This window comes from Kocuria rhizosphaericola (assembly GCF_044462205.1).
Classification (GTDB): domain Bacteria; phylum Actinomycetota; class Actinomycetes; order Actinomycetales; family Micrococcaceae; genus Kocuria; species Kocuria rhizosphaericola.
The window spans coordinates 12301-27378 of record NZ_JBISWK010000173.1 but is presented as its reverse complement, the minus strand read 5'-3'; the positions used below and the strand labels follow the sequence as shown (position 1 = coordinate 27378).

9 protein-coding genes and 1 tRNA gene are annotated in these 15078 nt (G+C 73.6%); 3 read left to right on the top strand and 7 right to left on the bottom strand.

Going from position 1 to position 15078, the window contains the following annotated elements; translation table 11 throughout:
- The 3 genes from ACH9D2_RS17775 to argS form a co-directional block, all read right to left on the bottom strand.
- Positions 1 to 1315: homoserine dehydrogenase (locus ACH9D2_RS17775; protein WP_396364155.1), on the bottom strand; the 1315-nt coding region annotated here is incomplete at its 3' end.
- Positions 1316 to 2764 carry a diaminopimelate decarboxylase gene (gene lysA, locus ACH9D2_RS17770; RefSeq protein ID WP_396364154.1) on the bottom strand — a complete coding sequence of 483 codons (1449 nt, stop codon included), beginning with the start codon at positions 2762 to 2764 and terminating at the stop codon, positions 1316 to 1318.
- Between the two features lie 4 nt (positions 2765 to 2768).
- Entirely contained in the window at positions 2769 to 4439 is a 1671-nt protein-coding gene (gene argS / locus ACH9D2_RS17765) for an arginine--tRNA ligase (RefSeq protein WP_396364153.1), read from the bottom strand.
- A gap of 106 nt (positions 4440 to 4545) precedes the next feature.
- Here argS and ACH9D2_RS17760 point away from each other — a divergent pair.
- A tRNA-Arg gene (locus ACH9D2_RS17760) sits at positions 4546 to 4621 on the top strand.
- A gap of 179 nt (positions 4622 to 4800) precedes the next feature.
- Positions 4801 to 7395 (top strand): PEP/pyruvate-binding domain-containing protein, encoded by a 2595-nt coding sequence (locus tag ACH9D2_RS17755; protein WP_396364152.1) that lies wholly within the window; start codon positions 4801 to 4803, stop codon positions 7393 to 7395.
- 39 nt (positions 7396 to 7434) lie between these two features.
- Here the strand turns inward: ACH9D2_RS17755 and ACH9D2_RS17750 are convergent, their stop codons facing one another.
- From ACH9D2_RS17750 to ACH9D2_RS17735, 4 genes are all read right to left on the bottom strand, one after another.
- The gene (locus ACH9D2_RS17750; RefSeq protein ID WP_396364151.1) at positions 7435 to 7797 is read right to left on the bottom strand and encodes a hypothetical protein; all 363 of its coding nucleotides are present in this window, start codon (positions 7795 to 7797) and stop codon (positions 7435 to 7437) included.
- A 128-nt stretch (positions 7798 to 7925) separates the two neighbouring features.
- Positions 7926 to 8753 (bottom strand): ABC transporter ATP-binding protein, encoded by an 828-nt coding sequence (locus tag ACH9D2_RS17745; protein ID WP_396364150.1) that lies wholly within the window; start codon positions 8751 to 8753, stop codon positions 7926 to 7928.
- 3 nt (positions 8754 to 8756) lie between these two features.
- Complete coding sequence (locus ACH9D2_RS17740) at positions 8757 to 9695, bottom strand: ABC transporter permease (RefSeq protein WP_396364149.1); 939 nt, start codon at positions 9693 to 9695, stop codon at positions 8757 to 8759.
- A gap of 147 nt (positions 9696 to 9842) precedes the next feature.
- Positions 9843 to 10850 (bottom strand): ABC transporter substrate-binding protein, encoded by a 1008-nt coding sequence (locus tag ACH9D2_RS17735; protein ID WP_396364148.1) that lies wholly within the window; start codon positions 10848 to 10850, stop codon positions 9843 to 9845.
- Between the two features lie 174 nt (positions 10851 to 11024).
- Between ACH9D2_RS17735 and hrpA the strand changes: the two genes are divergently transcribed.
- Positions 11025 to 15053: an ATP-dependent RNA helicase HrpA gene (gene hrpA, locus ACH9D2_RS17730; RefSeq protein WP_396364147.1), complete on the top strand. Its 4029-nt coding sequence runs from the start codon at positions 11025 to 11027 to the stop codon at positions 15051 to 15053.
- Positions 15054 to 15078 lie beyond the last annotated feature (25 nt).

Here is a 15078-nt window from a genome sequence, read left to right as displayed (position 1 = left end):
CGTGCTCCACGCGGATCACGCCGGCGACCTCCTCGACGAAGGGCAGCTCGCGCAGGGCGTCCACCGTCGCCACGAGGTCCTTGTTGGCGCCCCGGTGGGTCACGAGGCGGATCTCCGACAGCTGCGGGTCGCCGTGCGGGTGGTCCTTCTGCTGCATCGTGAAGATCGACACGCCGTGGTCGGCGAAGATCTGGGCGATCCGCGCCAGGACCCCGAGCCGGTCCTGGACCGTCAGGGTGATCGAGAAGCTCGTGCGGACGTCGTCCATCGGCGCGGCGGGCAGCTGGGCGTGGGGGTCCGCGCCCTGGGCCGGGCCGCCGAGCACGACCCGGCGCGCGGCCGAGACGAAATCGCCGAGCACGGCCGAGGCCGTGGCGGCACCGCCCGCGCCCGCCCCGTAGAACATGAGGGAGCCGGCGTTCGCGGCTTCGACGAACACGGCGTTGTAGGCCCCGTGCACGCCAGCCAGCGGGTGCTCGCGCGGGATCATGGTCGGGGTGACCCGCAGGTTCACGCCGTCCGGGCAGCGCTCGCAGACGGCCAGCAGCTTGATCACGTAGCCCGCCTCGCGGGCGGCGGCGACGTCCGAGGCCGTGACGCCGGTGATGCCGCGGGTGTACACGTCGTCGATGGTGAAGGTCGAGTGGAAGGCGAGGGACGCGAGGATCGCGGCCTTCGCCGCGGCGTCGTGGCCGTCCACGTCGGCCGTGGGGTCCGCCTCGGCGTAGCCGAGCCGCTGCGCCTCGGCGAGGGCGTCGTCGAACTGCGCGCCCGTGGTGTCCATCTGGTCGAGGATGTAGTTCGTGGTGCCGTTCATGATGCCCAGCACGCGGTCCACCCGGTCCCCCGCGAGGGAGTCCTGCATGGGCCGCACGATCGGGATCGCACCGGCCACGGCAGCCTCGTAGGACAGGGGCACGCCCGCGGCGTCGGCCGCGTCCTGGAGCTGGCGGCCGTGCCGGGCGATGAGGGCCTTGTTGCCCGAGATCACCGGCTTGCCCGCGTGCAGGGCCCGCAGGATGCGGCTGCGGGCCGGCTCGATGCCACCGGTCAGCTCGATGACCACGTCCGCGGCGTCGACGAGGGACTCGGCATCCGTCGTGAGCAGGTCCTCGGGCAGTTCGACGGTCCGCCGGGCGGCGAGGTCCCGCACGGCAATGCCGACGAGCTCGACGGGCGCGCCCACGCGGGCGGCGAACTCGGGGCCGTGGTCGAGCAGGGTCCGGGCCACCTCGGCGCCGACGTTGCCGGCACCGAGCAGGGCGACCTTGACGGTCGAGGGCGGGCGGGTGGTCTCAGGGGTCGAGGCGGTCAATCAGGCTCCCAGGTCGCGGGCGAACAGGTCTTCTTCGGTCTCGCCCCGCACGATGAGACGGGCTTCCGGCCGGTCCCCGGCGGCGCGCACGGCGACGACCGGCGGGCGGGCGATCCAGTTGTAGTTGCTGGACAGGGCCCAGCAGTAGGCGCCGGTGGCGGGCACCGCCAGCACGTCCCCGGGGGCGAGGTCCGCGGGCAGGTAGACGTCCCGGACCACGATGTCCCCGGACTCGCAGTGCTTGCCCACCACCCGGGAGAGCACGGGAGGCCCCTCGGCGCGGCGGTTGGCGAGCACGGCGGTGTAGTCGGCCCCGTAGAGTACGGGCCGGGCGTTGTCGCTCATCCCGCCGTCCACGGAGACGTACCGGCGCCGGGCACCGGACTCCACCGTGACGGTCTTCAGGGTGCCCACCGTGTACAGGGTGCACGCGGCCGGCCCGGAGATCGCTCGGCCGGGCTCGATGGACAGGTGCGGGACCGCCATCCGCAGGGACCGCGCCGCGCCGGCCACCTGGTCCGCGAGGGCCTCCGCGATCTCGCGGGCCGGGCGGGGGGTGTCGGCCTCGGTGTAGGCGATGCCGTAGCCGCCGCCGAGGTCGAGCTCCGGCAGGGTCAGGCCGAAGCGCTCGTCGGCGTCGGCCATGAAGGCGAGCACCCGCTCGGCCGCCATCCCGAAGCCGTCGGCGTCGAAGATCTGCGAGCCGATGTGGCAGTGGATCCCGCGCAGGTCGAGCCCGTCCTCCAGGACGCACGCGGCGACGGCCTGCATGGCGGGGCTGTCCCCGCCGCCCTCGGGCGCGGCGAGGGACAGGCCGAACTTCTGGTCCTCGTGGGCGGTGGCGATGAACTCGTGCGTGGACGCGTGCACGCCGGGAGTGACCCGGATGAGCACGGGGGCGACGACGCCGAGGGTGCGCGCCAGGTGGGCCACGAGCTCGATCTCGGCGAGGGAGTCCACGACGATCCGGCCGAGGCCGTGGTCGAGGGCGCGGGTGATCTCGGCGGCGGACTTGTTGTTGCCGTGCAGGGCGATCCGGGCGGGCTCCATGCCGGCGCGCAGGGCGACGGCCAGCTCCCCGCCCGAGGCGGTGTCCACGTTGAGGCCCTCCTCGCGCAGCCAGCGCACCACCTCGGTGGTCAGGAACGACTTGCCGGCGTAGTAGACGGAGACCTCGGCGCCGATCCGCGCGAACGCCTCGGTGAAGGCGGAGCGGAACTCGCGGGCGCGCGCCCGGAACGTGTCCTCGGAGTAGACGTAGGAGGGAGTGCCGTAGCGCTCCGCGAGCTCCGTCACGGGGATGCCCGAGACGGCCAGCACGCCGTCCTCGCCGCGGCGGAACGCGTCGGGCCAGATGACGGGGTCGAGCGCGTCGAGGTCCTCGGGCACGCCGAGCCAGGCCGGGGCCAGGGGGGAGCCCTCGGTGCGGGGGGTCCGTTCGACGGTCATGCGATCACATCCTCTCCGGGGCGGAGACGCCGAGCACGCCCAGGCCGTTGGCGAGGACCTGGCGTGCGGCGTCGTTGAGCCACAGGCGGGTGCGGTGCAGGTCGGTGACCTCGTCCTCGCCCTGCGGGGCCACCCGGCAGACGTCGTACCAGCGGTGGTACGTCCCGGCGATCACCTCGAGGTGGCGGGCCACGCGGTGCGGCTCGCGGAACTCGGCGGCCTGCGCGAGCACCGACGGGTACTGGCCGAGTGCGGCCAGCAGCTCCCCCTCCATCGGGTGGTCCAGCAGCGACGCGTCGAACACGGCCTCGCCCCGCTCGTCCGTGCGGGCCACGCCCGCCGTCTCGGCGTTGCGACCCACGGCGCACGTGCGGGCGTGGGCGTACTGGACGTAGAAGACGGGGTTCTCGTTGGAGCGCCGGGTCAGCAGGCCCAGGTCGATGTCGATGTTGGAGTCCACGGAGAAGCGGGTCAGCGAGTACCGGGCGGCGTCCACGCCGACGGCCTCGACCAGGTCCTCCATGGTCACCACGTTGCCGGCGCGCTTGGACATCCGCACGGGGACGCCGTCCTTGACGAGGTTGACCATCTGGCCGATGAGCACCTCGACGCGGTCCGGGGTGTCGCCCAGCGCCGCGGCGGCGGCCTTGAGCCGGGCCACGTAGCCGTGGTGGTCGGCGCCGAGCATGTAGATGCACAGGTCCGCCCCGCGGTCCCGCTTGTCCTTGAAGTAGGCGATGTCCCCGGCGATGTAGGCGGCCTGGCCGTCCGACTTGACGACCACGCGGTCCTTGTCGTCGCCGTAGGCGCTCGAGCGCAGCCACCAGGCGCCGTCCGCGAAGTAGAGGGCGCCGGAGGTCTTGAGCTGCTCGAGGAGCTTCTCCACCGCGCCGTTGTCGAACAGGGACTGCTCGTGGAAGTACACGTCGAAGTCCACGCCGAAGTCGTGCAGGGAGGACTTGATCTCGGCGAACATCAGCTCGACGCCCGCGGCGCGGAACGCCTCCTGCGGGTCCCCGGACTCGAGGACGCCCGGGTTCTCGGCGACGATCCGCGTGGCGATGTCGGTGATGTACTCCCCGCCGTAGCCGTCCTCGGGGGCGGGCTCGCCCTGGGCGCGGGCCAGCAGGGACCGGGCGAAGCGGTCGATCTGCGCGCCGGCGTCGTTGAAGTAGTACTCGCGCACCACCTCCGCGCCCTGCGCCTCGAGCACGCGGGCGAGGGAGTCGCCGACCGCGGCCCAGCGGGTGCCGCCGAGGTGGACCGGGCCGGTGGGGTTCGCGGAGACGAACTCCAGGTTGACGGCCGTACCGGCCAGCGACCGCGCCCTGCCGAAGGCCTCGCCCTGCGCCACGATCGTCCGGGCGATCTCCCCGGCGGCGGCGGCGTCCAGGGTGATGTTGAGGAAGCCCGGGCCGGCCACGTCGACGGCGGCCACGCCCGCGGTGTCCTGCAGCCGGTCCCTGACCACGGCGGCGACGTCCCGCGGGGCCCGCCCCACCTTCTTCGCGAGCTGCATGGCGATGTTGGTCGCCCAGTCCCCGTGCTCCCGGTTCTTCGGTCGCTCGATCCGCACCTCCGGCAGCTGGGCGCCGTCGGCGAGGGCGAGGTCGCCCCGGGCCACGGCGTCCTGCAGGCATGCGGATACGGCGAGAGAAAGTTGTTCTGGAGTCACCGGACCAGTGTAACCGGGCGCCGTGGAGCGCCCGAGCGGGGACGGTCGACGAGCACCCCGGGAAACCTGCTAGTATCGTCGAGGTTCATCGCTGAGGCGGTGAAAGGCCCGCGTAGCTCAGGGGATAGAGCGTCTGCCTCCGGAGCAGAAGGCCGTAGGTTCGAATCCTATCGCGGGCACCACTCGGGACGAAGGCCCCGGACCACCTGGTCCGGGGCCTTCGTCGTGCCCGCCACCGCGTCGGCCCGCCGGGGCCGTTGAGCCCGCGCCCGGGCACCCCTAGAGTTCGTGGCACAGGCGAGGTCCGGTGCCCCGATCGGGGGCGGCGCACCGGACGCGCGGAACGGCTCCGGAGGTCATCATGGACAGTGTCCCGGCGCGGTGCCCGACGGGCCCCGTGCTCGACCTGGCGCAGGCCGGCGCCGCCGCCCTCGACGTCGTCGGGGGGAAGGCCGCGAGCCTGGGCTCGCTCCTGGCGGCCGGCTTCCCCGTCCCCGGCGGCTTCTGCCTGACCGCCGACGTGTACCGGGAGGCGGCGTCCGCCCTGGACACCGCGGCGGTGACCGACCCGGCGCTCGCCGCCCGGGCGCGTGCCGCGCTGGCCACCGCGCGGATCCCCGAGGAGGCGGCCGAGTCCGTCCGCGCCGCCTACGGGGGACTGGGTCCGTCGGTGGCCGTCGCCGTGCGCTCCTCCGCCACGGCCGAGGACCTCCCCGGGGCGAGCTACGCCGGGCAGCAGGACACCGTCCTGGACGTCGTCGGCGCCGACGCGGTGCTCGAGGCGGTGCGCCGGTGCTGGGCCTCCCTGTGGACCGACCGGGCCGTGGCCTACCGCCGGGCCCGGGACGTCGATCCGCGCTCGGTGGCCATGGCCGTGGTGGTCCAGCCGATGGTGGCCGCCGAGGTCTCCGGAGTGCTCTTCACGGCGAACCCGGTCACCGGACGCCGGGACGAGACGGTGATCGACGCCGCGCCCGGGCCGGGGGCGGCCGTGGTCGGCGGCACCGTGGACCCCGACCGGTTCGTGCTCGACCGCACCACGGGCGCCGTCCTCCGCGACGGCCGGGGCGCCGGGCCGGCCTGCCTCAGCGACGAGCAGGTCCGTGGCCTCGCGCGGCTCGGCAGCCGGGCGCAGGAGCACTTCGGCTCGCCCCAGGACCTCGAGTTCGCCGTGCTCCGCGACGGCCGGACCCTGCTGCTGCAGTCCCGCCCCGTCACCACCCTCTATCCCGTGCCGGGGACGGCCGGCCCCGGCGTGCGCGCCTACCTGTGCGCCAGCCTCGTGCAGGGTCTGACCGGGCCGCTGACGCCGATGGGCCTCTCGGCCTTCCAGGCGATCGCGGACGGCTGGCTGCCGCAGGGCGGCGGCGAGGAGGCCGCGTTCCTGCGCTACGTCCAGCCCGGTCTGCGGCTCTTCGTGGACGTCACCCCGCCGCTGCGCAGCCGGGCGGGGCGGCAGGCGATCACCCGCTTGGCACGGGCGGCGGACACCCGCTCGGAGGCGGTGCTCCGGCATCTGATGGACGACCCGCGCTTCGCCCCGGTCCGGTCCCGCCGGTGGCCGCCGGCCGTCGGTCTCGCCCGGACCCTGCCCCAGGTGCGCGCCCTGCCGTGGGTGGTGCTGGCCCTGCTCCGTCCCGCCGCCGCGCTGCGCCGGGCGGAGCAGGCGGAGCAGGAGCTGCGCGGCATCCTCGCCCCGGCCGGGCCCGTCCCCGCCGGCCGGCGGCTCGACCTGGTCGAGCGGGTCCTCGCCCACGACGTCGTCCCGCTGCTGATGCGGCAGCTGCCGGCCCCCGCCGCCGGCTACCTCTGGCTCGGCCTCGTCCGGTGGCTGCTGCGGCCGGTCGCCCGGCCGGGCGAGCTGGCCGGGGTGCTGCGCGGGCTGCCGCACAACGTGACGACCGAGATGGACCTCACCCTGTGGGGCACCGCCGTCCGGCTGCGCGAGGATCCCGGGTCCGCCCGGGCGCTGCTCGAGGAGGACGCCCGGGACCTCGCCCGCCGCTACGCGGACGGCGCGCTCCCCCCGGTCGCCCAGCGGGAGCTGCGGGAGTTCCTGGCGCGGTACGGGCACCGTGCGGTGGCCGAGATCGACCTCGGCGTCCCCCGCTGGTCCGAGGACCCCGCGCACGTCCTCAACGCCCTCGCCAACTATCTCCGCCTGGAGGACCCGGAGCAGGCCCCCGACCGGCAGTTCGCCCGCGCGGCGTCCGCGGCCGAGGACCTGGCCGCCGAGCTGGCCCGGCGCGCCCGGGCCCGCGGCGGACTCCGGGGACGGCTCGTGACCCACGGGCTGCGCCGGGTCCGCGGGACCGCCGGCCTGCGCGAGCAGCCCAAGTTCGGCCTGATCCTGGCCTTCGCAGGGCTGCGCCACCAGCTCCGGCTCGTGGGCGAGGAGCTCGCCCGGCGGGGGCGGATCGCCGTGCCCGAGGACGTCTTCTTCCTGGACCTCGCCGAGGCCCGGGCGGCCGTGGGCGGCGCGGACCGGCACGGGGTCGTCGACGCGCGGCGGCGGCTCCACGAGCAGGAGCTTCGCCGCCGGCACGTCCCCCGGGTGCTGCTCTCGGACGGCACCGACGTAGAGACCGCCATGGCCGCGGTCCGCCCCGCGGCCGCGTCCGGGCTCCTCCTGGGCGCCGCGGCGTCCCCGGGCAGCGTCACGGGACCGGCGCGCGTGGTCGTGGACCCCGGCGGCGCCCGCCTCGAGCCCGGTGAGATCCTCGTGGCGCCGTCCACGGACCCCGGCTGGACCCCGCTGTTCCTGACCGCGGGGGCCCTGGTCATGGAGATGGGCGGGCCGATCTCGCACGGGGCCGTCGTGGCCCGCGAGTACGGGATCCCGGCCGTGGTCGGGGTGCCCGGGGCCACGGAGCGGATCCGCACCGGGGACGTCGTGACGGTCGACGGCGCGGCCGGCACGGTCGAGCTGCACCCGACGGCGCGGCACCGCGGGTGAGCGGTCGCTCCCCCGGGCCGGCCGCAGCGGACCGGTCCGTCAGTCCTCGTCGTCCTCGAGGGGCCGCCACCGGTGCCGCGGGTCGTAGGGGAGCACCGGGCCGTCGCCGAACTGCTCGTCGAGCAGCCGGTCCTCGCGGCTGGGGCCCTCCCCCGCCGAGCGGCGCCAGTTGAACCCGGCGATCGCCAGGGTCCCGCCGCCGAGCAGGGTGACGGCGCCCACGACGGTGACCACCACCGCGCGCGTGCTCAGGCCCTCGGCCTCTCCCGCCGAGGCGCGCGCGAGGTGGTGGATGGCCTCCGGCACGGTGAACGTGGCGAGGAACAGGGCCACCACGCCCACGGCCAGCATCCACCCCCCGGTGCGCCGGCGGGGGTGGTTCGGGTCGGGGGTCTGGCTCACGGCGGTGCTCTCCTGGCTGCTGGACCGGTCCGGGCGGAGCGCCCGGACGCGCGCGACGGGGCGGGCCGCACCCGGCCCGCCCCGTCGTCGTCCGTGCCGGTCGTGGACCGTCGGGCGGTGGTGGCCGGTCAGGAACCGTCCTCGGTCTTGACGCTCTCGAACAGCGTAGCGTCGTCGAACGCGTCCTGCCCCGCCCCCGGCTGCAGCCGGCGGAACTGCTCGAGCAGGCCGGGCACGGTCATCGACCGCTTCTGGTCGGCGTCGAGCTCGAAGAGGATCCGGCCCTCGTGCATCATGATGAGCCGGTTGCCCAGGCGCAGGGCCTGGTCCATGTTGTGCGTGACCATGACCGTGGTGAGGTTCTGCTCGGAGACGATGTCCGCGGTGAGCCGGGACACGAGGTCCGCGCGCTGCGGGTCCAGGGCCGCCGTGTGCTCGTCGAGGAGCAGGATGCGCGGCTCCGAGAACGTCGCCATGAGCAGGGACAGGGCCTGGCGCTGGCCGCCGGAGAGCAGGCCCACCTTGGCGCCCAGCCGGTTCTCCAGGCCCAGTTCGAGGCTGGCCAGCTTGTCGCGGAAGAGCTGGCGGCGTGCGTTCGTGAGCCCCGGGGCGAGGCCCCGGGACTTCCCCCGCTGGAACGCGATCGCCATGTTCTGCTCGACCGTCATGGTCGGCGAGGAGCCCTTCATGGGGTCCTGGAACACGCGGGACAGGTACCGGGCGCGCTTGTGCTCGGGCAGCCGGGTGACGTCGGTGTCGTCGACCCGCACCGTACCCGTGTCCGGGATCAGGGAGCCGGAGATGGCGTTGAGGATCGTCGACTTGCCGGCACCGTTGGAGCCGATCACGGTCAGGAAGTCGCCCTCCTGCAGCGTGAGCGAGACGCCGGCCAGGGCGCGCCGCTCGTTGACGGTCCCGGCGAAGAACGTCTTGTGGACGTTGTCGATGGTGAGCACGGCTCAGGCACCTGCCTTCGTGGTCGCGGGGGTGTCGGTGAGGTCGTCGACGAGACGTGCCGCCTCGCTCGCCATGTGCCGTTCCCGGCGGCGCTTGAAGAACTGCAGCTGCGGCACCACGAGCGCGGCCACCACGAGGACCGCGGAGATCAGCTTCATGTCGGACGGGTTGAGCCCGGCCTGCAGGGCCACGGTGATGACCAGCCGGTAGACGACCGAGCCGAGGACGACGGCCAGGGTGGCCAGCACGACCGTGCGGGAGCCGAAGAGCCCCTGGCCGAGGATCACGGAGGCGAGCCCCACGACGATCAGGCCGATGCCCATGCCGATGTCGGCGAAGCCCTGGTACTGGGCCACGAAGGACCCGGCGAGGCCCACGAGCCCGTTGGACAGGCACAGTCCCAGCATCTTCTGGTGGTCCGTGTTCACCCCGAAGGAGCGGATCATCTCCGGGTTGTCGCCCGTGGCCTGCATCGCGAGGCCGGCGTCCGTGTAGAGGAACCAGTCGAGCAGGACCTTGACCACGGCGACGCCGAGCAGGAACAGGGCGATGCCGATCCACGTCCCCTGCACGCCCAGCTCGGCGAGCGGGGTGAAGATCGTGTCCTCGCGGAGCAGGGACAGGTTCGCCCGCCCGTCCATGACGCGCAGGTTGATGGAGTACAGCGCGGTCATGGTGAGGATGCCCGCGAGCAGCCCGTTGATGTGGGCCTTGGTGTGGAGCAGGCCCGTGATGAGCCCGGCGAGCGCACCGGTCACGAAACCGGCGGCGGTGGCGAGCCAGGGGCTGCCGCCGCCGAGGATGATCATCGCCGTGGTGGCGGCGCCCGTGGTGAAGGACTGGTCGACCGTCAGGTCGGGGAAGTCGAGCACCCGGAACGTGAGGTAGACGCCCAGCGCCATGACCGCGTAGAGCAGTCCGAGTTCGATACCGGCTATCACTTCTGCTGGATCCGTTCTGATTGGTGGGAGACGGGGTCCGTCCGCCGATCGGGCGGGCGCGCCCCCGTCGTGGTGGGGTGCCGAGGGGGCCGGGCGGGCCGGCGTCCGGGGTCCTCCGGGCGCCGGCGCCGTCCCGGCCGCCCGGGACTACTCGATGACCTGGTCGGCGGAGTCCTGCAGCTCCTGGGGGACCTCCACGCCCATCCGCTCGGCGGCCTTGAGGTTGATGATGAGCTGGGTGTCCTCCTGGGACTCCACGGGCATGGACGCGGGGTCCGCGCCCTCGGCGAGGATGCGCACGGCCATCTCGCCGGTCTGGCGCCCCAGCTGCTCGTAGTCGAGGCCCTGGGTGATGAGGGCGCCGCGCTCCACGGAGTCGCCCTCCCCCGCGATCAGGGGGATCTGCTTGGACTCGGCGGCGGCGATCACGGCCTCGAGACCGGAGACCACCTTGTTGTCGGTGGGCACGTAGATGGCGTCCGTGTCGAAGGACTCGGCGGCCTGGGCCACCTCGGACGTGTTGGTCACGGCCTTCTCGACGACCTCCAGCCCCTCCTCCGCGGCGGCCTCCTTCGCGAGCTCCACCTGGACCTGCGAATTCGTCTCGCCCGAGCTGTAGATGATCCCCACGGACTTCGCGTCCGGGTCGAGCTGCTTGACCAGCGCGATCTGCTCGGCGACCGGGTTCATGTCGGTGGTCCCGGTGACGTTGCCGCCGGGGTTCTCGAGGGAGTCGACCAGCCCCGCCTCGACCGGGTCGGTGACGGCCGTGAACAGCACCGGGCGGTCGGTGACCGCCTGGGCGACGCCCTGGGCGGACGGCGTGGCGATGGCCAGGACGAGGTCGGCGTCCGAGGACGCCATGTTGGAGGCGATGCTGGTCGAGGTGCCCTGGTCGCCGGAGGCGTTCTGGAAGTCGAGGGTGAGGTTCTCCCCCTCCGTGTAGCCGCCCTCCTCGAGCGCGGCGACGAAGCCCTCCCGCGCGGCGTCGAGCGAGGGGTGCTCCACGAACTGGCTGATCCCGACGGTGGCCTCCTCGACGGCCTCGCCGTTGCCACCTCCGCCCCCGGCGGCCTCGGTGTCGGAGCCGCCGCAGGCCGTGAGCAGCAGGGCGGTGGAGGCGAGGGCCGCCGTCATCGGGAACAGTCGCTTCATGGTGGGTCCTTTCGAGAACGAGTGGTGTCAGCGATATTACCTTCCGTTCGTTCACAAAATGAGAGGCAGCTCACAAGTGGTGACAGAACGGCGCCGACGGCGTGTCGCCGGTGCCCGATCGTCCACCGGGGTCGGGCCCTCCGAGGGCCGTGTCCCCGGTAGGATCGGGAGGTCATGTCAGCATCCCTGAGCAGCCCCCGAACCATCGTCTATCCCGAGCACCTCCCGGTCTCCGCGCGCCGCGAGGACATCATGGGCGCGATCGCCGCGCACCAGGTGGTCGTCATCGCCGGCGAGACCGGATCCGGCAAGACGACCCAGATCCCCAAGATGTGCCTCGAGCTCGGCCTGGGCGAGCGCGGCCTGATCGGGCACACCCAGCCGCGGCGGATCGCCGCGCGCTCGGTCGCGGAGCGCATCGCCTCGGAGCTGGGCGAGAAGATCGGCGGCACGGTCGGCTACCAGGTGCGCTTCACCTCCGAGGTGGGCGCCGACTCGCGGGTCAAGCTGATGACCGACGGCATCCTGCTCGCCGAGATCCGGCACGACCGCCTGCTGCAGAAGTACTCGGCGATCATCATCGACGAGGCCCACGAGCGCTCCCTGAACATCGACTTCCTGCTGGGCTACCTCCGGCGGATCCTGCCCCGGCGCCCGGACCTCAAGGTGATCATCACGTCGGCCACGATCGACCCCGAGCGCTTCGCCCGGCACTTCGCGCCGGAGGCGGCCGAGGGCGCCGAGTCGGCGCCGGTGATCGAGGTCTCGGGGCGCACCTATCCGGTGGAGGTCCGGTGGCGCCCGCTGGCCCAGCCGCGCTCGGGGGACGGCGGCCAGGACGCCGAGGACGCCGGCGACGGGCTGGAGGACGAGGACCGCGACCCGATCGACGCCGTGTGCGACGCCGTCGAGGAGCTCTCCTCCGAGCCGCCCGGGGACATCCTGATCTTCTTCGCGGGCGAGCGGGAGATCCGCGACGCCCAGGAGGCGCTGCAGGGCACCCTGAAACGCGTCCGGGGTCTGGCCGACACCGAGATCCTGCCCCTGTTCGGCCGGCTGTCCATGGCGGAGCAGCACCGGGTGTTCGCGCCGTCGGGCCGACGCCGGATCGTGCTGGCCACCAACGTGGCCGAGACGTCGCTGACCGTCCCGGGCATCAAGTACGTGATCGACCCGGGCACGGCCCGCATCTCGCGCTACTCGGCGCGGACCAAGGTGCAGCGCCTCCCCATCGAGCGCATCTCCCAGGCCTCGGCGAACCAGCGCGCGGGGCGCTGCGGGCGCGTCTCGGACGGCATCTGCATCCGGCTCTACTCGGAGGAGGACTACCTCTCCCGCGCGGAGTTCACCGATCCCGAGATCCTGCGCACGTCCCTGGCGGCCGTGATCCTGCAGATGACCTCGGTCGGGGTGGTCAAGGAGCCCGGGGACATCGAGCGCTTCCCGTTCGTGGAGCCGCCCGAGTCCCGGGCCGTCAAGGACGGCGTGGCCCTGCTCCGGGAGCTCGGCGCCCTCAAGGAACCGCGGGGCTCGTCCCCGCAGGGGCCGCGGGACGACGACGCCGGCGGGCCGCTGACCCCGGTGGGCCGGCAGCTGGCGCAGCTGCCGGTGGACCCGCGGCTGGGCCGGATGATCGTGGAGGCGGACCGCCGGGGCTGCGCCCGGGAGGTCATGGTCCTCGCCGCGGCGCTGACCGTGCAGGACCCCCGCGAACGGCCCCTGGAGAAGCGCCAGCAGGCGGACGAGCTGCACAAGCGGTTCTTCGACGAGAACTCGGACTTCACGAGCTGGCTGCTGCTGTGGCGCTACGTCCAGGAGCAGCAGGAGGAGCTCTCCTCGACCCGGTTCCGGAAGCTGTGCCAGCGGGAGCACCTGAACTTCCTGCGGATCCGGGAGTGGCAGGACCTCTACGCCCAGCTGCGCCAGATGGGCCAGCAGGTCGGCATCCGGGTGGGCAAGGGCCGTGAGGTGGACCCCTCCGGGAAGGAGCGGGAGATCCACGTCTCGCTGCTGGCGGGGCTGCTGAGCCACATCGGGCTCAAGGACGAGCGCAAGCGCGAGTACCAGGGCGCGCGCGGCTCCCGGTTCGCCGTCTTCCCGGGCTCGAACCTGTTCAAGAAGTCCCCGGACTGGATCATGTCCGCGGAGCTCGTGGAGACCTCCCGGCTGTGGGCCCGCGTCAACGCCGTGATCGACCCGCTGTGGGCCGAGGAGCTGGCCCCGCACCTGGTCAAGCGCAGCGTCTCGGAGCCGCACTGGTCCCGGGCGCAGGGCTCCGTGATGGCCTACGAGAAGGTCACCCTCTACGGCGTGCCCGTCGTGGCGCAGCGTCGGATCAACTTCTGGCGGGTGGACCCCGCCCTGGCGCGGGAGCTGTTCCTGCGCCACGCCCTCGTGGAGGGCGACTGGCAGACCCGGCACCGGTTCTTCGCGCGCAACCGCAAGCGCCTGGCCGAGGTCGAGGAGCTCGAGAACCGGCTCCGCCGCAAGGACCTCAGGGTCGACGACGAGGCCCTGTTCGCGTTCTACGACGCCCGGATCCCGGCGTCCGTGGTCTCTGCCCGGCACTTCGACGCGTGGTGGAAGAAGGCCCGGCAGCAGGACGAGCACCTCCTGGACCTGGACCCCGAGGACCTCATCGACGAGGAGGCCGGCGGCTACGACGAGTCCCTGTACCCGCGCCAGTGGGTCCGGCGCACCCGCGACGGGGAACTGGTGCTCGACCTCGTCTACGAGTTCGCCCCGGGCTCCGAGCAGGCCGACGGCGTGACCGTGCGCGTGCCGGTCCTGTTCCTCAACCAGCTGGACCCCGAGCAGTTCCGGTGGCAGATCCCCGGCTTCCGGACCGAGCTCGTCACGGCGCTCATCAAGTCCCTGCCGAAGGCGGTGCGCCGCAACTTCGTGCCCGCCCCGGACGTCGCCCGCCAGGCGGTGGCGATGCTCGACGCCGACTTCGACCCGGCCGTCGACGCCCTCGAGCCGTCCCTGGAGCTGGTCCTGCGCCGGCTCCGGGGCCACGTGGTCCCGCCGGGATGCTGGAACTGGGAGGCCGTCCCGGCCCACCTGCGGATGCGCTTCGAGGTGCGGGACCGCCGCAACCGGGTGCTGGGCGAGGGTGAGGACCTCGAGGCGCTCCGGTCGGAGCTGCACGACGAGATCCGCTCCGCCCTGGCCGAGTCCCTCGGCGCGGTGCCCGGCGCCCCCTCCGGGGACCCGGCCCGCGGACCCGCCCGGGAGGGCCCGCGCACCCCCGCGCCCAGGCCCCCGGCCGCGGCGCCGGCACCGCCGGCGCTCGAACGCTCGGGCCTGACGGCGTGGCCGGAGGAGGACCTGCCGCGCAGTGTCGAGACCACGGTGGCGGGCCAGCGGATCACGGGCTGGCCGGCGCTCGTCCCCGAGCGCCCGCGGGGCACGGCGGGGCGGGCGGCGGGCCGGGAGACCACGGTGGGCGTGCGCATCCTCTCCTCGGCCGCCGAGCAGCGGGCCGCGCAGCGCCGCGGGGTGATCACCCTGCTGCAGCTGCGCATCCCCTCCCCCGAGCGGTACGTGCTGGAGCACCTCAACAACCGGGAGAAGCTGGTCTTCACCCAGAACCCGCACGGGTCGGTGACCGAGCTCATCGCGGACTGCACGGTCGCCGCGATCGACAAGCTCACCCCGCAGGACCCCCCGTTCACCCGCGCGGCGTTCGAGGCCCTGCACGAGCACGTGCGGGCGGAGCTCATCGACACCGTCTTCCAGGTCACCGCGCTCGTGGAGCAGGTGCTCTCCGGGGCGGGCCGGATCCGCAAGCAGCTCAAGCGCTCGTCCTCGCTCGCCGCGGTGAACTCGCTCAACGACGTGAAGGCCCAGCTCGAGCACCTCGTGCACCCGGGCTTCGTCGCCGCCACCGGCTACGACCAGCTCCAGCACCTGCCCCGCTACGTGCGGGCGATGGAGGTGCGGCTCGAGAAGCTCGCCGGGCACCTGCAGCGGGACACGGTCGGCATGCTCGCCGTGCAGAAGCTCGAGGACGACTACGACGCGGCGCTGGACTCCCTGCCGCCGCACGCCCCGGTGCCCGACGAGCTGCGCCGGGTCGCCTGGATGATCGAGGAGCTGCGGGTCTCGCTGTTCGCCCAGGAGCTGGGCACCGCCCACACCGTCTCGGAGAAGCGGATCCGGAAGGCTCTCAAGGACGCCCTCGAGGGCGCCCGGGCCTGACCCGCCGCCGGTGCCCGGGCACCGG